17 protein-coding genes and 2 pseudogenes are annotated in these 20,307 nt (G+C 37.4%); 17 read left to right on the top strand and 2 right to left on the bottom strand.

Features of this window, described 5'->3' with window-relative positions; genetic code table 11:
* Positions 1-853 precede the first annotated feature (853 nt).
* The 12 genes from QI30_RS01040 to QI30_RS01095 all read left to right on the top strand — a co-directional run bounded on the left by QI30_RS01040 (position 854) and on the right by QI30_RS01095 (position 15,146).
* A complete protein-coding gene (locus QI30_RS01040; RefSeq protein WP_233600494.1) occupies positions 854-2,647 on the top strand; it encodes a polysaccharide biosynthesis protein in 1,794 nt (597 codons plus the stop codon).
* Between the two features lies 1 nt (position 2,648).
* Positions 2,649-3,677, top strand: a complete 1,029-nt coding sequence (locus QI30_RS01045; RefSeq protein ID WP_126989093.1) for an NAD-dependent epimerase — start codon at positions 2,649-2,651, stop codon at positions 3,675-3,677.
* Positions 3,664-4,947 carry a nucleotide sugar dehydrogenase gene (locus QI30_RS01050; protein ID WP_126989094.1) on the top strand — a complete coding sequence of 428 codons (1,284 nt, stop codon included), beginning with the start codon at positions 3,664-3,666 and terminating at the stop codon, positions 4,945-4,947. The genes QI30_RS01045 and QI30_RS01050 overlap by 14 nt, the downstream gene beginning before the upstream one ends.
* Before the next feature lie 106 nt (positions 4,948-5,053).
* Complete coding sequence (locus QI30_RS21160) at positions 5,054-8,512, top strand: adhesive domain-containing protein (protein WP_126989095.1); 3,459 nt, start codon at positions 5,054-5,056, stop codon at positions 8,510-8,512.
* Positions 8,513-8,650: 138 nt separating this feature from the next.
* The gene (locus QI30_RS01060; protein ID WP_126989096.1) at positions 8,651-9,112 is read left to right on the top strand and encodes a DUF4352 domain-containing protein; all 462 of its coding nucleotides are present in this window, start codon (positions 8,651-8,653) and stop codon (positions 9,110-9,112) included.
* Between the two features lie 11 nt (positions 9,113-9,123).
* Positions 9,124-9,714 (top strand): TetR/AcrR family transcriptional regulator, encoded by a 591-nt coding sequence (locus QI30_RS01065; RefSeq protein ID WP_126989097.1) that lies wholly within the window; start codon positions 9,124-9,126, stop codon positions 9,712-9,714.
* 10 nt (positions 9,715-9,724) lie between these two features.
* A complete protein-coding gene (locus QI30_RS01070) occupies positions 9,725-10,843 on the top strand; it encodes a glycosyltransferase family 4 protein (RefSeq protein WP_126989098.1) in 1,119 nt (372 codons plus the stop codon).
* The gene (locus QI30_RS01075) at positions 10,840-11,397 is read left to right on the top strand and encodes a sugar transferase (protein WP_126989099.1); all 558 of its coding nucleotides are present in this window, start codon (positions 10,840-10,842) and stop codon (positions 11,395-11,397) included. The genes QI30_RS01070 and QI30_RS01075 overlap by 4 nt, the downstream gene beginning before the upstream one ends.
* Before the next feature lie 195 nt (positions 11,398-11,592).
* The gene (locus QI30_RS01080; RefSeq protein WP_126989100.1) at positions 11,593-12,084 is read left to right on the top strand and encodes a hypothetical protein; all 492 of its coding nucleotides are present in this window, start codon (positions 11,593-11,595) and stop codon (positions 12,082-12,084) included.
* Between the two features lie 137 nt (positions 12,085-12,221).
* Entirely contained in the window at positions 12,222-12,965 is a 744-nt protein-coding gene (locus tag QI30_RS01085) for a GGDEF domain-containing protein (protein ID WP_158620930.1), read from the top strand.
* Positions 12,966-13,078: 113 nt separating this feature from the next.
* On the top strand, positions 13,079-13,651 hold the full coding sequence (locus tag QI30_RS01090; protein WP_126989102.1) for a TetR/AcrR family transcriptional regulator: 573 nt from the start codon (positions 13,079-13,081) through the stop codon (positions 13,649-13,651).
* Between the two features lie 97 nt (positions 13,652-13,748).
* A complete protein-coding gene (locus tag QI30_RS01095) occupies positions 13,749-15,146 on the top strand; it encodes a DHA2 family efflux MFS transporter permease subunit (RefSeq protein WP_126989103.1) in 1,398 nt (465 codons plus the stop codon).
* A gap of 25 nt (positions 15,147-15,171) precedes the next feature.
* On the opposite strand, the pseudogene QI30_RS01100 reads toward QI30_RS01095, so the two are convergent.
* Positions 15,172-15,537 (bottom strand): annotated as a pseudogene (locus tag QI30_RS01100) (MFS transporter); the annotation flags it as partial.
* A gap of 98 nt (positions 15,538-15,635) precedes the next feature.
* On the opposite strand from QI30_RS01100, the gene QI30_RS20285 reads away from it, so the two are divergent.
* The 4 genes and pseudogenes from QI30_RS20285 (at position 15,636) to QI30_RS01120 (ending at position 18,346) form a co-directional block, all read left to right on the top strand.
* On the top strand, positions 15,636-15,800 hold the full coding sequence (locus tag QI30_RS20285; RefSeq protein ID WP_158620931.1) for a HAMP domain-containing protein: 165 nt from the start codon (positions 15,636-15,638) through the stop codon (positions 15,798-15,800).
* A gap of 23 nt (positions 15,801-15,823) precedes the next feature.
* Positions 15,824-16,402 (top strand): annotated as a pseudogene (locus tag QI30_RS01110) (methyl-accepting chemotaxis protein); the annotation flags it as partial.
* A gap of 134 nt (positions 16,403-16,536) precedes the next feature.
* Positions 16,537-17,100 (top strand): sigma-70 family RNA polymerase sigma factor, encoded by a 564-nt coding sequence (locus tag QI30_RS01115; RefSeq protein WP_126989107.1) that lies wholly within the window; start codon positions 16,537-16,539, stop codon positions 17,098-17,100.
* Positions 17,090-18,346, top strand: a complete 1,257-nt coding sequence (locus QI30_RS01120; RefSeq protein ID WP_126989108.1) for a DUF4179 domain-containing protein — start codon at positions 17,090-17,092, stop codon at positions 18,344-18,346. The genes QI30_RS01115 and QI30_RS01120 overlap by 11 nt, the downstream gene beginning before the upstream one ends.
* A gap of 23 nt (positions 18,347-18,369) precedes the next feature.
* Here QI30_RS01120 and QI30_RS01125 read toward each other — a convergent pair whose 3' ends face one another.
* Entirely contained in the window at positions 18,370-18,891 is a 522-nt protein-coding gene (locus QI30_RS01125) for a dihydrofolate reductase family protein (RefSeq protein WP_233600497.1), read from the bottom strand.
* Positions 18,892-18,974: 83 nt separating this feature from the next.
* Here QI30_RS01125 and QI30_RS01130 point away from each other — a divergent pair, with 83 nt between their 5' ends.
* Positions 18,975-19,985 carry an alpha/beta hydrolase gene (locus tag QI30_RS01130; RefSeq protein WP_126989109.1) on the top strand — a complete coding sequence of 337 codons (1,011 nt, stop codon included), beginning with the start codon at positions 18,975-18,977 and terminating at the stop codon, positions 19,983-19,985.
* The last annotated feature ends 322 nt before the right edge of the window (positions 19,986-20,307 follow it).

Genomic DNA, 20,307 nt, shown 5'->3' on the forward strand with positions numbered 1-20,307 from the left:
TCTCTTTTTATTTATGTAATGTGATATGGACTTTAGTTAACTAAAGTCTATAAAAAAATCATATTACATAAGGGTTTGTAGCGTTTAAAATAGACCGAACAACTAAGAAGTTTTTTTAATATAGTAACTAAATTTAAATTAAAATAAACTTAATTTTATGATAATAAGGAGCTATAAAACCAATAAATAAAAACCATTAAGTTTTTTTAATATAATTTAATGAAAGATAATAATAAAAAAATATATAAAAAATGAGTAATTTTCAAAATTTTTACCCATAGAACATAATTTTAAACATAGTAATTAGACTTATTGGTTGTTTTTAAAAAAAGAAACTTTAGACATACAAATATATTATTCTTAAAATTTAAAGTTAGAAAACAGTCTTAATGACTAAAAAAATAAGCATAATATCAAAAAAAGAAGGTAGTTTTTTTGTTGTTTTATTTAATAAAAAACAAATAGTTCTAAATGTTTATCTGGGTTTAGAATTATAAATTTATTATTTTAAAAATTAAATAAAAAAGTGATAGAAAAATCTATAATAATAACTTTATAAGCGATATGAATGAAAAATAGTAAGAAAATTAGCTGTAAATCATATTAAAATAAAAAGTTTCCATGAATAAACAGAATGAAAATCATTCTTTTAGACATGGTGTAAGTATAGATATAAAAGGGTTTTTAAAGAAATTTGGATTAGAAAACAACTTACAAAAAATTTTTTTGTTAACATTATTTTGGTATAAAACATGTAAAAATGTTTTGTGAAATCAAATATATGCTATATTATGGCTAGATTTAAAAAATAATAAATAAGTTCTATACGAAAAAGTAAATGAGGTGATGATGTTTGCGTAAATTGTTATTTAATTGGAAATGGACTATATCTGATTTAACACTGTTGATTTTATTATTTTTAATGACATTTAGCTTATCTTCACAAAAAAGTATATCGTATAGTCTAATTTTTGCTGTATGTCTAGTTGTTTCAATGACAATGGTTGCTGCTTTTTTAACACAACTTTATAAAAAAGATGTGCATTCACTAAGTGCGAGTCGCTTACTATTTTGCACATTGAGCATGAGTGCGATTGCAGGTGTTACTCAATTATTACTAGGTGCACCAGTTGAAACCGTGACACTATCAGTACTTGTATTAATATGTTATCTACTTATTACACGTATTTCTTATCAGTATAAAGTGAGAGGTGAGAGTAGATTAGTGAATACTGCATCTGAGCAAAAGAAAAGGCTTCTTATTATAGGAGCAGGAGAAGCGGGACGCCTATTCGCAGATCGATTACGTCATAAAAAACAATATGACATCGCTGGTTTTGTAGATGATGATTATAAAAAAATTGGGTTGGAAATTGGCTCTATACCAGTACTGAGTGAGATTAAATTATTAAAAAGTACAGCCCTTAAGTTTCAAGTAGATCAATTAGTTGTCGCAATTCCTTCACTCAATCGTGAAAAGCTCCGTCAAATTATGCAGCTATGTATTGAAACAGGATTAAAAACGCAGGTGATTCCTTCTATTGAAGACTTAGTAAATGGTAAGCCAATTCATCAAACGCGAGATGTCCACATTGACGATTTACTCGGACGTGAGGAAGTAGCACTTGATGAAACAAAGCTTCGTGAAACAGTAACAAATAAGGTTGTACTTGTCACAGGTGCTGGCGGTTCGATTGGTTCTGAAATTTGTCGTCAATTAATTCGTCTACAGCCTAAAAAACTAATTTTACTCGGGCATGGTGAAAATTCGATTTATTTAATTGAACGAGAGTTACGTGGACTGACATCGATTCCTCTTCAGTGCATGATTGCTGATATTCGCGATGCTGATGCGATTGAGCAAGTGATGTACACGCATCGTCCTGAAATTGTCTACCATGCGGCAGCTCACAAGCATGTACCACTAATGGAGCAGAATCCATATGACAGTATTAAAAACAATATTTTTGGTACGCGTCATGTAGCCCAGGCAGCACACAAGGCAGGTGTCGAACGATTCGTTATGATATCGAGTGATAAAGCTGTTGATCCACCAAATATCATGGGCGCAACAAAGCGTGTAGCAGAAATGATTATTCAGCAAGTGGCAAAACAAAGTGACACAAAATTCGCGGTTGTCCGTTTTGGGAATGTACTTGGCTCTCGTGGCTCAGTAATCCCATTATTTCAACAGCAAATTGCTAACGGGGGCCCGATTACGTTAACAGACAAACGAATGACACGCTATTTCATGACGATTCCAGAAGCGGCACGTTTAGTATTGCAAGGATCTTCTTTAACAGAAGGCGGCGAAATTTTCATTTTAGATATGGGAAAGCCGGTAAAAATTATCGATTTGGCACAAAATTTAATTCGCTTGTCAGGTCATGAGTTAGAAGACATTCCAATTGTAGAAACGGGCATTCGTGAAGGCGAAAAATTACATGAAACCTTATTAGGTGAACAGGAGCAATTACTGCATAAGGTGTTTAATAAAATTTATGTGGGTGCGACACAAAGCTGTACCCAGCAAGAGCTAGATGAATTTTTGGCGGTTATTTTACAAACACCAGTAGAGGATATTAAAGGCAAACTATTAAGTTTTGCAAATCAACGACAACGGGTTGTCGCAGAAAGCAGGGGATAGGATGCGTATTTTAGTAACAGGATGTGCGGGATTTATAGGTTCGCATTTAACGAAGCGATTAGTAGAGGATGGACATCATGTTGTCGGGGTAGACAATTTAAATGATTATTACGACGTTACATTGAAAAGAGATCGTCTGAAACAGATTGCACATCCACAGTTTGAATTTATAGAGGCAGACATTGCGGATCGACATACGATGGTACATCTTTTCTCAGTGAATCAGTTTGAGCGCGTGATACATTTAGCAGCGCAGGCTGGCGTTCGTTACAGTATCGACTTTCCAGAGATGTATGTACAAACGAATATTGTTGGCTTTTCGACAATTTTAGAATGCTGTCGAGAATTTAAAACACCTCATTTTTTATATGCATCATCTAGCTCGGTGTACGGTGGTAATAAAAATTATCCGTTTTCAACAAATGATTCAGTTGATCATCCGGTGAGTCTGTATGCCGCAACGAAAAAATCGAATGAGTTATTTGCACATTCCTATAGTCATTTATACGAGTTACCAACAACAGGAATGCGCTTTTTCACTGTATACGGTCCTTGGGGTCGTCCTGATATGGCATTATTTAAATTTACAAAAAATATTCTGAATAATAAAACAATAGATGTGTACAACTACGGTGAAATGCTACGAGACTTTACATATATCGATGACATCGTAGAGAGTATTACCCGTTTAATGAATACCATTCCAGCAGTAAATGAAAAATGGTATGAGCAAGGAGCACCTTTACCTGAAAGCTTTGCACCTTACCAGGTTGTAAATATCGGACATAGTGAGCCTGTGAAATTAATGGATTTCATTGAAGTATTGGAAAAAACACTTGGGCGTGTAGCGGAAAAGAATTTGATGCCGATTCAGCCTGGTGATGTACCAAATACGTATGCGGATGTTCAAGCACTGCAACAAAAAATTGGTTATGTACCACAGACAACGATTGAGCAGGGCATTCGTTCCTTTGTGAAATGGTATGAATCGTATTATGCAGTGGAGGAGGCAGTATATGAAAAACTATAAAATTGGTGTCGTTGGCTTAGGCTATGTGGGTTTACCAGTTGCAGTAGGCTTTGGAAAGGTTCGACAAGTTGTTGGTTTTGATATCAGTAATAAGCGAATAAAAGAATTAGCTGCTGGCATAGATGTAACAAATGAAGTGACATCCTATGAATTAGCACATACAAATATTCAATATACGTCAGACCCAGAAGAATTAGCACAATGTAATTTTATTATTGTGTCCGTGCCCACACCAATCAATACGGATAATCAACCAGATCTTACACCAATTTTAAGTGCCTCAAAAATGATTGGACAGCATTTAAAACCTGGAACAATTGTTGTTTATGAATCTACTGTGTACCCAGGATTAACAGAAGAGGAATGCATACCAGTTCTCGAGCGCTTTTCATCACTGCGCGAAGGTGTAGATTTTCACGTTGGCTATTCTCCGGAGCGTATCAATCCAGGGGATAAAAAACGTAGTTTCACAACGATTCAAAAGATTGTGGCAGGTCAAACATCCTTTATTACAAATCGTATTGCAGAGGTGTATGAGCTAGTTGTGACGGCTGGCGTGTATAAGGCACCTTCTATTAAAGTAGCAGAAGCAGCAAAAATCATCGAAAATACGCAGCGTGATATCAACATTGCATTTATGAATGAGCTTGCGCTATTGTTTGATGCTTTAGATATTAATACGTCAGAAGTGTTAAAGGCAGCGGGAACGAAGTGGAATTTCTTAAACTTTACACCGGGTCTAGTCGGTGGTCACTGCATCGGCGTCGATCCTTATTATTTAACGTATAAAGCACAGCAGGTTGGCTATAATCCAGAACTGATTTTAGCAGGTCGTCGATTAAATGATGCTTTTCCTGAGCACATGGCGAGCATGATTGTCAAAAAACTTCATGCACAAGGTGTCATACTACAGGATGCGCTCGTAACGGTTTTAGGTGTGACATTTAAAGAAAATATACCAGACATTCGAAATACGAAAGTGGCAGCGCTCGTGCGGGAGTTAGAAGCTTACGGAGTATCGATTCAAGTGCACGATCCACATGCAGATGCCGAAGAAGTATACGAGCATTATCAGCTACGTCTAAGTAAAGAAAGTGAGTTAGTAAAATCGGATGCGGTTGTTGTCGCGGTTGCACATGATGAGTATATTGAAAAATCGTGGCCGTATTTAACGACATTACTAGCAAAAGAGGACGGCATTGTCGTAGATATCAAAAGTTGCTTAGACCCAACTTGCAAGCCTGCGCTCGTGACGCACTTTAATTTTTAAGTGATTGTACATTAAAGGAGGTGTTGGCCTGGTAGAGGGAGCTAGTAAGTTGTAGAAGTTTTATCTGTATTACCCATATTCTAAAATTCAGAAAGAAGGTTATGAAATGCCGAAGAAAAACTATTCAAAGTGGACTAAAAGTGCCGCCGCATCAATGCTTGCATTTTCATTAGTTGCTACACCTTATGCAATTTCATTTGGAGAAAACGGAAAGCCAAATGTTTCTCAAAAATCTGCTAGTGCGGCTGTGTTAGATATTGAATTATTAAGTAATATGACATTAACAAATAATTCAGGAACAACAACTGCAGATCGTTTCCAACTAAATCCAGATGGTACACAAAACGTGGACTTTACAGTTTCAGGGGCATCCCTTGCACAAGCTTCCACGATTACTAGTGGTAAAAAACAGGTTGTTCTAGGTGTACCGGAGGAATTACAAGGCCTTGTACAACCAAATGGTCAAGCTCAAATTGATTCATCTATTACAGTTCGTATTAACGAAGTACCACTTGTAGAACCAGTTCTTGATGCGACGAATGCTGTATTAGATGCGGTTGCATCAGCAGTTTCTGCAACGCCAGGTATTAGCATTAACCTAGATGAAGTGAACAAACAATTAAATCTATTAAATAATTTAGGTGAAGTTGGTCAAGCGACATTTACTGCCCCTGTCACTGTAAATGCGGACGGTTCCGTATTATCTGCACCAATCGATGACGGATTAGGCTTGATTTTAGCACAAAATTTAAATACCGTATTAACGGATTTAGATAACGCCATTCAAGCATTAAATGCGACAGGCTCAGGTTTAGCAGCACTACCAGCGGCAGCACTAAACGCAGCGTTAGTTCCACTTAAATTAACAGTTTCAACAGCTGTTGCAACATTAAAGGCTGTCATTACAGCTGGCGGTGCCATCGTTAATCAATTGGCGGACGCGGCTGTGTTAGGGGACACAGAAATTGTTATCCCTACTAAAGTGACAGGGCCAGCTGAATATTTAAATACAAATCCGACGCTTGATGCAGAATTCGTAGGGTCAGTTGTAAAAGGGAATGTTATTACGTTAGATTTATTCGCATCTTCTGATGGTAAGAGTACAGTTTATTACCAAGGAAACCCAGATGATTTCGTAGCACCAGCAGCACCAACGGATGTGGCGACAACAGGTAACTCAACAGATGGCTACGAAGTAACAGGTAAAGCAGAACCAAATTCAGATGTGACTGTGTATGATGCAGATGGCAAAGAAGTCGGCACAGGAACAGCGGACGCAGACGGAAACTTTACAATTGACGTTCCAGGCTCGGTAGGCCCAGAAGCGCCACTAACGGTAACCGCTACAAATGCAAATGGTGAAAGTGAGCCAGCTTCAACAGAAACACCAGCAGATCCTGCGGTAGCACCAGAAGCACCAACGGATGTGGCAACAACAGGTAATTCAACAGATGGTTACGAAGTAACAGGTAAAACAGAGCCAGGCGCAACCGTAAACGTATATGACAAAGACGGGAACGAAGTCGGCACGGGAACAGCGGATGCAGACGGAAACTTCACCATTGAGGTACCAGCATCGGTAGGGCCAGAAGCCGACTTAACAGTGAAAGCTGAAAATAGCGCGGGTGAAGGTGAAGGCGCAACAACGCAAACACCAGCGGATGAAGTGGTAGCACCAGCGGCACCAACGGATGTGGCAACAACAGGTAATTCAACAGATGGTTACCAAGTGACCGGTAAAACAGAGCCAGGCGCAACGGTGAATGTATATGACAAAGACGGGAACGAAGTCGGCACAGGAACAGCGGATGCAGACGGAAACTTCACCATTGAGGTACCAGCATCGGTAGGACCAGAAGCTGACTTAACAGTGAAAGCTGAAAATAGCGCGGGTGAAGGTGAAGGCGCAGCAACGCAAACACCAGCGGATGAAGTGGTAGCACCAGCGGCACCAACAGATGTGGCAACAACAGGTAACTCAACAGATGGTTACGAAGTAACAGGTAAAACAGAGCCAGGCGCAACGGTGAATGTATATGACAAAGACGGGAACGAAGTAGGCACAGGAACAGCGGATGCGGACGGTAACTTCACCATTGAGGTACCAGCATCAGTAGGGCCAGAAGCAGACTTAACAGTGAAAGCTGAAAATAGCGCGGGTGAAGGTGAAGGCGCAACAACGCAAACACCAGCGGATGAAGTGGTAGCACCAGCGGCACCAACGGATGTGGCAACAACAGGTAACTCAACAGATGGTTACGAAGTAACAGGTAAAACAGAGCCAGGCGCAACGGTGAATGTATATGACAAAGACGGGAACGAAGTCGGCACGGGAACAGCAGATGCAGACGGAAACTTCACCATTGAGGTACCAGCATCAGTAGGGCCAGAAGCAGACTTAACAGTCAAAGCTGAAAATAGCGCGGGTGAAGGTGAAGGCGCAACAACGCAAACACCAGCGGATGAAGTCGTAGCACCAGCAGCACCATCTGAGCTTGGAGTAACAGGTAACCCAACAGACGGCTACGAAGTAACAGGTAAAACAGATCCAAATACAGACGTTACAATCTATGATAAAGACGGAAATGAAGTCGGCAGTGGTACATCAGATGCAAACGGCGACTTTACGATTACAGTACCTGGTACAGTAGGGCCAGAAGCCGACTTAACAGTGAAAGCTGAAAATGAAGCAGGTTCAAGTGAAGGAACAGTGAAAACACCAGCAATTTCAGGTGCGATTGTTGTTAATGAAATAAAAGAATTTAACACATTAATTACAGGTACAGCACCAAAAGGAACAGAAAAAGTTAAATTAACAGTGAATGGCAAAGACTTAGTTCTTGGGAATGTAAATGCAGATGGTACGTTTGAATTTGATCGTAAGTATGTTTATGATACAGCGGGCAACAAGAAGGTACTAGGTGCAGGCGACGAAATCGTTGTCTCATATTACGGGCCAGGAAAACAACCTGTTACAGCAGGATCAACAATCGTACAGCCTTCAGAATTACAAATTACAATGGATGCCATCGAAGTCCAAACGAGTGAGTTTACATCAACAAAAATTACGGGTACTGCTGGGCCAGATGTTACAAAAGTTAAGCTTACAGTAAATGGCCAAGATTTAGTATTCGCAAATGTAAATGCAGATGGCACATATGAATTTGATCGTAAGTATGTCTATGATGCACAAGGTAATAAAAAATTATTAGGTGCAGGCGATATCGTTCGCGTAACAGTAGCTGATAATGGAAAACAAAATTACTATGCAGAGCAAACCGTAACTGCAACTGAAGTAGCACCAGTTGTAATTGAGAATGTTGATAAAGCGACATATACGATTACAGGTACAACAGATGCAAGCGTAACGAAAGTACAGTTATCAGTGAATGGTAAGGCATTAGCAACGTATGATGTTGTGGATGGCGAATTCACAATTACACGTAAATATGTCTATGATGCTGACGGTAACAAGAAAATCTTAGGTGCAGGTGATGTTATCACAGTTCGCAACTATGAAAAATTAAAAGATGGTCAAGCATCAATCACTGTACCAGCAGATTAGTTTTTAAATCGGGCTACCGTTGAACGAAGAGTAGCATAAGAAATCGCTTTTGGCGATTTCTTTGCTATTTCTGAATGAAGGGATCATTACCTCGGTAGCCCTTCTTCTTTCATATTAATTAAAAAAGGGTGGTTATGTATGCGTAAGTTAACTCAAACAATGATGTTATTACTAGTAGCTTCGCTATTTTTAGCTGCATGTAATAAAGCTGAAAAAGTAGAAGAAACTAATGATGCTAATGAGGCAAAGGCACAAATTAAAGTAGGCGAGATTGATGAGAAATACGATGCTGTAAAAGTAGATGGTTTCAAAATTCAATTGCTTTCAACAGAAGTGAAAGACGATACGTTAACGCTGCATTTAAAAGTTAAAAATACAACGGACAAAAAGAAACTCTTTGATGCCTTTGTATTAAATGTACAAACTTCAGAAGCAAAAAATTTAACATCTGCAGTTGAAAATAATATGGGTGAAACAATTAAAGCTGGTAAAGAAGTGGAAGGTACTGTTTCATTTACTGCTGCTGGTAAAGGACCATTCACAGTAGAATATGACGACTTAGAAAACGATAAAAAAGAATTATGGAAAATTGAGCGATAGGAGGAATAACGATGCCGACAAAAAGAGTAGAAGTAATTCATACAAAAGAGTTAATAAACCATGCATTTAAAGAGCTGTTATTAGAAAAGGAATTTGATCGCATTACAGTAATGGATATTTCATCGAAAGCTCAAATTAATCGTGCAACATTTTATCTACACTTTAAAGATAAGCAAGAGCTCTATACGAATTATATGGAGTACTTCTTTTACCATGTCGACATCATCTTGCACAATATAATGTCACCTACTTATGTGAATAAGGGGTTAAATCAATTTGTGACAAAGCCATTTCCACCTATTGCTGCTTTATTTAGTTATATGAAAAAAGAAGAAGCTTTAACAAATTGCTTGTTGGGACTAAAAAGTTCGCGTGAAACAACGTTACGATTAGAACAGTTATTAGAAAAGTATTATTTACGTTTTTATAAGGCGCATAAAGGTACACCCTATAATATGCAATTCACAAAAGAAAATGACTTATATGAGCGCTATATTTTAAAAGCTGCGATGGGTATTATCTTTGGCTGGGTAGATGAAGGAATGCGACGTTCATCGGATGAAATGGCGATTTTATTTGTTCGCATTTCATTAAAAATGTGAGGAGAATTAAATGAAAATTCTTCAAGTAACGGCGGTAGACTTTACAGTAGAAAAATTTCTATTGCCACTGATTCATCGTTTGCAAAAAGAGGGGCATGAAGTGCATATTGCTTGCCTCATAACCACTGCGCCTAAGCATTCCAATATGCACGCCATTTCTTTTGAACGTAGTATGCGTATGGCGACTCATGCGAAGGCATTAAAAGAACTTGTGAAGCTTATGAAATCCGAAAAATTTGATGTTGTGCATACCCATACACCTGTCGCGAGTATGTTGGCAAGAATTGCAGCGAAGATAGCACGTGTACCAACGATTATTTATACGGCGCATGGTTTTTACTTTCATGAGCGTATGAATAAGATTCCTTACACAATTGCGTATACACTTGAAAAGTATGCAGCAAAATGGGGTAGTGATTATGTCTTTTTCCAAAGTGAAGAAGACTATCAGTTAGCTGTGAACAATCATTTTAAACGCCCAGAGCGATTAATTCATATTCAAAATGGCGTCAATCGGAAACTATTTGAGCCAAATGACTATAATCGAAACGAAATGCGCCAAAAACTCGGATTAGCTGAGGACACATTTGTTTACTTATTCGTTGGTCGTCTAGTATACGAAAAAGGATTAGCAGAATTAACAGAAGCCTTTCGGTTGTTAAATGAACCAAGGTCACATCTTGTTATTGTTGGCGGTCAAGTAGAAGGAGATCGCGATACATTTCCCGCTACAGTTCAAAAAAATGTTACGTATTTAGGCTTACGACAGGATATTGCAGCATTACTTCATGCAGCAGATGCATTCGTGTTGCCGAGTCATCGTGAAGGACTCCCGCGTTCCATTATTGAAGCAATGGCAATGGAAAAACCAGTGATTGCAACGGATATTCGGGGATGTCGTGAAGAAGTGATTCATCAAAAAACAGGGCTGCTATGTACTGTTCAAAGTGCATCTGATTTAAAGGATGCAATGAACGAATTATTTGAACACCCGCAAATGGCTAAAGCTTTTGGTAAAGCTGGACGCCAACGCTTTTTAGAACAATATGATGAAGAAAAAGTCTTGGATAGACAGATGGTTATTTTTCGACAGTGTGAGCAACAAGAGATGGGAGTGGAGTATGAATGAAACGTATGACCGATTTATTAGTCGCTACGTTATTGATTTTTATCCTATTCTTGCCCATGCTTTTAATTGCTATATGGATCAAATTAGATTCGGAGGGTCCAGTATTGTTTAAGCAAAAAAGAAAAGGACAATATGATGGACATTTTACAATCTATAAATTTCGAACAATGGCGATAGATACACCAAATTTAGCGACGGATGAGCTGCAAAATGCGGCTGCCTTTATTACAAAAAGCGGCCATTTCTTACGTAAAACGAGTTTGGATGAGCTACCACAGCTATTTAATATTTTAAAAGGTGATATGTCCTTTGTTGGACCAAGACCTGCACTGTACAATCAATATGAGTTAATTTCAAAGAGAGAGCAATTCAATGTACATGCTGCTAAGCCAGGACTTACAGGCTATGCGCAAGTGAATGGACGAGATTTGATTAGTGATGAGCATAAAGTGCGTTATGATGCCTATTATGTACAGCATTATTCATTGTGGTTGGATATAAAAATTGTCTGTAAAACAGTTACAAAAGTATTTAAACAACAGGACATTGCGTAAGCAAAAGGAGAAGTGCATAATTAATGTACTTCTCTTTTTGTTGTAAAATAAAGTCTTTTATCTTAATAAAAGACTTAATAAATAATTAAACAGATAAAAAACGGTTCTTTATCACCGAATTATTAAGATGCATTACTGTTTTATTGCGATTCGAATAAGCTATTCTTGTACTATAGTATTGAACGGAGGTGCCTCATGGCAATACACTATGTAGAACAATCCTTACATAAATTGCAAAAATTATACCGTCAGAAAGCTTATCATGAAGTAATTGATGAAGCAAAAAAATTATTAAAATCGTCAGCAATTAAACAAAATAGAAACCAACAATTTCACTGTTTGCTATTACTTGGCGAAAGTTATTCTTTTCAGGCGAAGTTTGCAGAAATGGTCCAAATTGTCGCGCAGCTTCAACCGATTTTTCCATGGATTAAAAATGCCGAACAGAGTCGCCGCTATTATATGCTGATGATGCACTGCTGGTCATTTTTCAAGCAACACGCAAAGGCAATCTATTATTTTGAAAAAGCAATTTCGTTGCAAAAAAGTGAGTTTTCTTCTTATTCAAATCAGGTATATTATACATTGGCGGCACTTCATATGCTCAACGGTCAATTTGAACAATCCTTAAAAGAAGTACAAATTATTCAACAACGACAAAATAAGCAAAAAGAGGCTATTTTTTAATAGAATATGTTTATTTTTTAGAAGCTCGTCTGCGACTAGAACTAGGACAAATTTTAGAAGCACGCTTACTTTTTAATAGTTTAAATAAATTCGTAATTACACAACATAGTCAGGTGATGAAAAATGATTATTTTTTATTGCAATTACGACTTTATCTTGCAGAAAATGCACATAAAAAGGCGATGCAGTTAGCGTTGGAAATGATTACATTTGAACAAACAGAAAATGATCCATTAATTCGTGAATATGTATATCCACTAGTAATTGAACATTATTTACAATATGAGGATTATGAAAAAGTAGTTGAACTACAGCGCCAAGTGATTCAAAGCTATCAACACAATAATTTATTGCAGCAAATGAATGATATGGAGATACTTCAGCAAAAATATGAATTACGAGAACAAATGAATGTGGATGATTTAACAGGGGCATATATGCGCTCATTTATGATAGATGTATTTCAGGAAATGTTTGCAGAAAATGAATGGTATCAGCTCTATATGTTTGATTTGGATGATTTTAAATTAATTAATGATCGTTACGGGCATCTTGTAGGCGATCAGGCGCTGATTCAAACGGTAGAAGCGGCCAAGCAATATTTCGAGAAGCAATCCGCAATTATTACGAGATTTGGCGGCGATGAATTTATTGTGATTGTCAAAAATGATTATGCAATTGAGACAAATGCGCAAGCATTTTGGGAGCATATGGCAAAGCAAACGATTAACGAGGGACGCATTCATTTACGCTATAGTATCGGTGCGGTGCTTATTGCCAATCGTCAGCCACTTGATGTTGCAATTGAACTTGCAGACCAATTGCTTTATACCGTCAAGGAGACGGGAAAAGGCTATCTTCAATATAAAATAATTGATTAAAAGGATGCGTAGGCATGTATTTTTCAATGGATTTTTTCTTGACTTTCAAAATTGAAAAGCGTAAGATATATCGAGTAGACCAATCGTTATAATTTGTTTAGGAGGACATTCTTATGAAAAATAATCCGACGCGTGATCACTTGCTAGATGTAGCAACGAAGCTATTTCATTCACAAGGCTATCATGCGACAGGGCTGAATCAGATTTTAAAAGAATCTGGCACACCGAAAGGGTCCCTATATCATTATTTTCCAAATGGTAAGGATCAACTCGTGAAAGAGGTGGTACAGTCGTCATCCAATCGATTGGTTAAGGACATTCAAGCGCATTTAGATTCGGACCTAGATCCAGTCATTGCGATTCAACATTATTTAGATAAGATGAGTCAGCGCTTTGAAAATCTAGAAACACCGGATAAGTTAGACATGCCGCCCTTTTCACTGATTTCGTTAGAATCAGCATTTGCGAATGAAGAGATTCGACAAGTGTGTCAGGAAAATTACAATCAGGTAGAGCAGCTTTATTATAAGAAGATAGTCGCTTCAGGTGTCGCTCAGCCAGAGGCACGCGCTCTTGCAGTATCGATTTGTGCTGCCATTGAAGGCGTATTAATGCTATCGATTACGAAAAAATCAAATGAGCCCATTCATATGCTACGAAAAACAATTCCAGGTTTCTTCGCATAGGAGCCTAGGAATTGTTTTTTGAATAAAAAATATATAAACCGGTCTAATATTTTTTTGGAATTAAATTATATAGACTGGTCTAGTAAAGGGAGTTAGTATGACTACAGAACAACAAAAGAATCCCAAACCGATGATTGCTTTATTAATGATTGCAACATTCGTCGGCTTATTTGGGGAAACAGCAATGAACATGGCTATGACCAATGTGATGACCGACTTTAATGTTAGCGCTGGAACAGCACAATGGTTAACAACCGGTTATTTATTAGTATTAGGAATTTTAGTTCCGGTCTCAGCTTTAATTATTCAATGGATCTCAACACGAGGAATTATCATCCTTGCATTTGTTTTCTCGATTGTTGGTTCAATTATTGGCGCAATCGCACCAAATTTTGAAATTTTATTACTTGCACGTGTTATCCAAGCAGTAGGTACAGGTCTCGTTTTACCGCTTATGATTAATGTTATTTTAATTGTTGTCCCAATTACAAAACGTGGGGCAGCAATGGGTATCATGGGGATGGTTATTACATTAGCCCCAGCTATTGGACCAACATTAGCCGGCTTTATCGTCGATATTTCAAGCTGGCATTATATTTTCTGGGTAAGTGTGGTATTATATATCATTTTACTTGTTGTATTTATGTCGAAAGTATACAATGTTACAACATTAACAAAACCAAAAATTGATTTCCTATCTGTTATTCTTTCAACAGTAGCTTTTGGGGGTATTATTTATGGCCTAAGCACATTTTCAGAAGGAACAACTTCTTCAACAGTTGGTTTAGTTGCAGGTATTGTAGCCTTACTATTATTCGTATGGCGTCAATTTGCAAGCGAGCAGCCAATGATTGATTTACATGTGTTTAAATACCGTAACTTCACAATTGGCTCATTACTATTATTCATCTCATTCGCCTTAATTTTAGCGATGGCTATTTTAATGCCAATGTATTTAAAAGGTAGTTTGTTATTAACAGCAACAAGCGCTGGCCTAGCAATGCTTGTAGGTAATATTTTAAATGCAGCATTAGCACCAGTCGTTGGGAATACATTTGACCGCGTTGGTGCGAAAATTTATTTAACAATTGGCTTCCTATGCTTCGTTATTGCAACGGTTATGTTATATGTCTTCGTTAGTGCAACAACGCCATTATGGATTGTAATTGTGGCATATATGATTTTCTTTATCGGTGCATCAACAATTATCATGCCAGCACAAACGAACTCATTAAATGAATTACCAAAACAATTGTACACACATGGTTCTGCCGTACTGAACACATTTCAACAAATTGCGGGTGCTGCAGGTACAGCTATTGCCATTACATTGATGACAACAGGTCAAGCATCCTATGCTACTGAACATCCAAAAGCGAGCATTGAAACATTAATTGCTGCAGGTACAGAGCATGCCTTCTTCTTCATTGTTCTTTTAGCGGTTATTGGGTTTGTATTATCATTATTCGTAACACGTCCAAAAATGAATCACTAATATTTTTAAAAGACTAGGAGGAATCCTAGTCTTTTTTTGTGCATAAAAAAAGAACCGCGAAGGCGATTCCGGCATCAAATAATGTGAAGTAGGTTGCGGTAGCGTAGCCTGTTCGCTGCGGAGAGGTTGCTTGAATACAAAGTGATTGGAAGCTTGTCGTCAGTGTACCGTATCCAACACCGATGAAGGCAGCTGATGTTAGTAATAAAGCCGCATTCTCAGCATTACCTAATAAAAATAGGCCAATTGCAAAGAAGATGAATGATGGAATAATGACATATTTTGCGCCATATGTGTCATAAATATGGCCTGTTACTGGACGTACGCCAATCATTGCAACAGCAAGTACAGCATAGAAGTAACTTGCTGCATCTAACAAGCCTTTTTGTGCGGAATAAAGAGGGGACTAAATCAACAAATGCTGCCACAATAGTCGGGGTTGTACTAGTAATTATTTTAATTGCAGTTATTGTAGGAATTATTTTTTATATGCGTAGATCAATTGTTCGACCAATTGAATTATTAAATCAATCGATTCAGCAAGTAGCAGCTGGTGATTTAAGTACAGAAGATGTTGCAGTTCGTTCGAAAGATGAAATCGGTACACTGTCGACTGCATTCAATGCGCAGTGGAGATTTCGACGAGCTCTGTAAAGACAACAGGCCAAATTCAAGCATTATCAAAACAATCTGAGGAAATTACATTGATTGTCAAAGCGATTAGGCAAATTACGGATCAAACGAATCTTTTAGCACTCAATGCAGCAATTGAAGCGGCACGCGCAGGAGAAGCGTTCCAAGGGTTTGCAGTTGTAGCAGATGAAGTGTGCAGTTTAGCAGAGCAATCCAATAAATCGGCAAGTGAAATTCAATTATTGATTGAAAATGTTCAAAAAGCGACAACAACTGTCGAAAATAAAATTATACAAAATAATGTGTCGATTCAAGAGGGTGTTGACACAATTGCAAAAGCAAGTGAAGTATTTGGTAATATTTCACAATCTGTTAATAAAATGCAAGGTGAAATTACGGAAGTGTCTGCCCTTACAGAGCAGTTATCTGCCTCTACACAAGAAGTATCGGCTTCAGTAACAGATATTGCCCGTTCCATTAAGGTCGAATCACAGCAATTAGGTGAAGTTTCAACATCATTGAACGACATTACAGCGGTTATTTCAAGTCTATCTGGCACATCTGAAAGCTTACAGGATCGTGCAAATACACAGGAAAATTTAGTTGGGCGCTTTACTGTTTAATAAATATAGCTTGTTAGTCTATATATTAAAAAGAACTACATTTAAAAAATGTGGTTCTTTTTTGTTATGATTTAAAAAAATGTGAGAATATTTCTAAAATGCATTCGTTATCATATATAACAGGGAGGTGCAAAATGACAAAATCAATCGAACAGCAGATTAAACTATTAAAAAAGAAAAAAGAACATGCACTCGAAGCGATTATTGATGTGTATATGCCATATGTAAAAGCAATTGCCTTACGCATTTTATCTAATACAGCTACTGTCGATGAATGTGTGAATGATATTTTTTTAGCAGTCTGGCAGAAAAGTGCACAGTTTGAAGGAAATGAAGTAGACTTTAAGCGCTGGATAGGGGTTATGACAAAATATAAAGCTATTGATTTATATCGTCAGCAAAAACGCCGAGGAGAGTATGAGTTTAAGCAAGAGGATATGTCGTATTTTTCTGTAGATTCTGAACCCCAACAGTTGTATTTACAGAAAGAAGAACGCCAAGAAATGCTAATAAAATTAAGTCAATTACCTAATGTAGACAGGGACATTTTCATTATGAAATATTATTTAGAAATGAATAATAGTGAAATAGCAGAAGCACTGGAATTAACAAAAGCTGCTGTAGACAACAGGCTGTATCGAGGGAAAAAGAAGCTTGCTACGCAGCAGGATAGGGGGAGCGCATTGTATGAAGGATGAGAAACGAAAGTTTCATATAGATATTGATGATGTCACAGAAGTAGAAGTGACAAAGCGTGAAAAAGAACGTGTATTAACACATGTTTTAGGTGGAAAACAACGCAAGAGATCATTTGTGATGCCCGTAATTATCACTCTTGCGGCTCTGTTGATTTTAGGCTTGAGTTCGATTCGTTTATCACCAACATTTGCGGCGACAGTAGCTAAAATCTCATTATTTGAACCTCTTGTTACAGCGATGATGGATGACAAAGGACTTGAAGATATCGCAAAGTATCACTATATGGAAGAAGTAAATGCAGAGGCAACCAAAAATGGTTACACTGTAAAAATTACTAATATGATTGCCGATGAAACTGGATTTATTATGTATTATGAAGTAAATGGTGTCAAAAAAGATGGCGAAGTAATGGTAGAACATTTCAAAAAAAATGGTAAGGAAGTAGAAGGCTCAATGTGGAGTGAAATTGTAAATGATAAAAAACAGCAGTATGAGTTTGTATTAAATCTTCCTCTAACAGAACAAGTACAGTGGAATAAAGTGGTACTAGAGGCAGATTTTAAAGTGAATGATACACTAATTAAAGTGCCATTTAAACTGAAAAACGACATCGCAAAAACAATCATCTATCCACTAGATAAAATAGTTACCATTGATGGTCAGAAAATAGCTATAAAAGAATTACGTGTGTCACCTCTACGCGCAGTTGTTGTGACAAAGGCAGCCTCTACAAATACAAAAAAAATCTTAAACATTGATTCGATTCATTTGAAGGACGAACATAATGAAGTTTGGGGCGGGATACAAAATGGCCTATCACGTCAGCAAGATATTAAAACCGGCGAAACAGCATATGTGCTACAAAGCAATTATTTCCGTAATCCTAAGGAACTTAATCTTCAAATGGGACATGTACAAGCGATTCCAAAAGATGATACTGTTATTGTTGTAGATTTCTCTGCAGAGAAGGTCCTTAAACAGCCTGCATACGTAAAAGAGAAATTCAAAGTTTATAAAAATGGAACAATTCATTATAAAGGAAAAAACTCCTCAATCTTTAGTGCAGACGCAAGTACTTTATCTGGTAAGACTGTTGATTTTCATTCTAGTTCAATAAATCATATGAATAAAAAAATTATTGTGAAAACAAAATATAACGTCCAAAAGATTAAAGAACCTGTACAAATTGAAATTGAACAGTATCAACATTATTTACAAGGATCAACAACCATTCGAATCTATTAAAAAGTAGCACCCAACAAAGGGGGCTACTTTTTTTCATAATGTACATTGACGAACTGATTAAATGTTTCCGTTTTCGTAAGCCGCCACTCCGATTCATAGCTTCCTTCAGGGAATAAGCGAATGCCCTCACCTAATAATACTGGTGTGAGTGTTAGTGTCATTTCATCGACAAGACCTGCTTCGAGGAAATCACAAATCAATTGTCCACCGCCAACAATCCAAATGTCTTTACCTTTGGATGCTTTCAACTGTCTACCAAGTGATTGAACGGGTTCATCAGTATAGGTAATATACGCGGTATTTTCGCGTGTTTGATGTGTATATACATAACCTACCTGCTCTTTATACGGATAATCGCCATTCATTTCATTCATCACCCAATCATACGTCGTGCGGCCCATAATAACCGTATCAATATCATTCATAAAGTCGCCGTAGCCATTATCTCCCTTACCATCGACCTTCATAAGCCAGTCTAAGCTGTCATCCAATGTAGCAATATAGCCGTCTAGAGTCATTGCGATAAATAGCTTTATTTTTCGCACCGAATCCCTCCTTGTTTTAGTATCATAGCATATTCCGGATATGCTATGATACGGGTATCAAGAGGCTAAGGGGCGGCTATACTATGAAGAAATGGTTACGATGGATTTCAATGATTTTACTGGTGGCAATTTTAGGTGTTGTCATCGCATTTGAGGTGTCACCTAAACCAGGGACAAAATTAATCCAATTTGCATTTAATCGAGAGGTGCCAATTGGCGATTCAGGTAAATTCGAGCAAGCAAAGGAAACAGTAAATGTAATAAAAAATGAGCGCTATGATTCACCTTATGCGCGCAATACCTTTGATGTGTATTATCCAAAAAATTTAAAGAAAACGGAGCAAGTTCCGGTTGTTTTTTGGTTACATGGTGGGGGCTATTTAGCAGGGGACAAATCACTCGTTAATGAATTTGCTCACTATGTAGCAGAGAAGGAGCAAATTGCGATGATTTCAGCCAATTATGAACTAGCACCTGAGCTTAAGTATCCAGGTCAAGTGAAGCAGTTAGAGGATGTTTATCAGTATGTTCGTAAGCATGCGGCAGATTATCCATATTTAGATCTTACAAAAGTGGCATTTGGCGGTGATTCAGCAGGTGCACAAATTGCAGGACAGTTTGTATTAATTCAGACAAATCCAGATTATGCTAAACAGATGAATATGACAGCAACTGTACCAAAGAATGAGCTGAAGGCATTTATTTCGTATAGTGGTCCTGTTGATTTACAGCAACTTAAAACATTGCCAGCAACGAATTTATTTATGAAATTTTTTGCTCGAACAGTAGCGTGGGATTTACTAGGGGATAAGGAATGGAAGTCGCATCCGGCAATCGATGAGGCGTCGATTGCGCAGCATGTCACGACAGATTTTCCACCAACGTATATAACAGACGGCAATACGCTTTCATTTCCAGAGCAAGGAAAGGCGTTAGATCAGGCGTTAAAGGCGAAAAATGTATCAGTTGAAAGTCTGTTTTTTGATGAACATCAGGAAGACATTTATCATGAATATCAGTTTAGCTATGACTTAGCAGAAGCACAGCAAGCACTAGATGAAACATTGATCTTTTTAAGAGATTATGTGAAATAATGCGTTAAGAGGCTGGGACATACGTATAAAAACAACCGTTCTATGAGCATAAGAAAAACCGGAACTGCGCTGTAGCGCAGTTCCGGTTTTTCGTTGCGAACGCTAAAAAAGGAAAATGACGTGTTTTGTCCCAGCCTCTTTTTTTATTCGCATAATGTTAAGGGATGTTTCTACCATTAAAATAATAGGTTTTTGTATCTAAAATAAATTTTGTTATTCGTCATTATTCGACAGAATGAATGTAGAAAATAGTAAAATAATAATATTATTCGACAAAAAAGGTCTTTGTGAATTTATTTTTCCCTAATAATGTTTTGTTTTT

The organism is Candidatus Kurthia intestinigallinarum, assembly GCF_003991225.1.
GTDB lineage: Bacteria > Bacillota > Bacilli > Bacillales_A > Planococcaceae > Kurthia > Kurthia populi.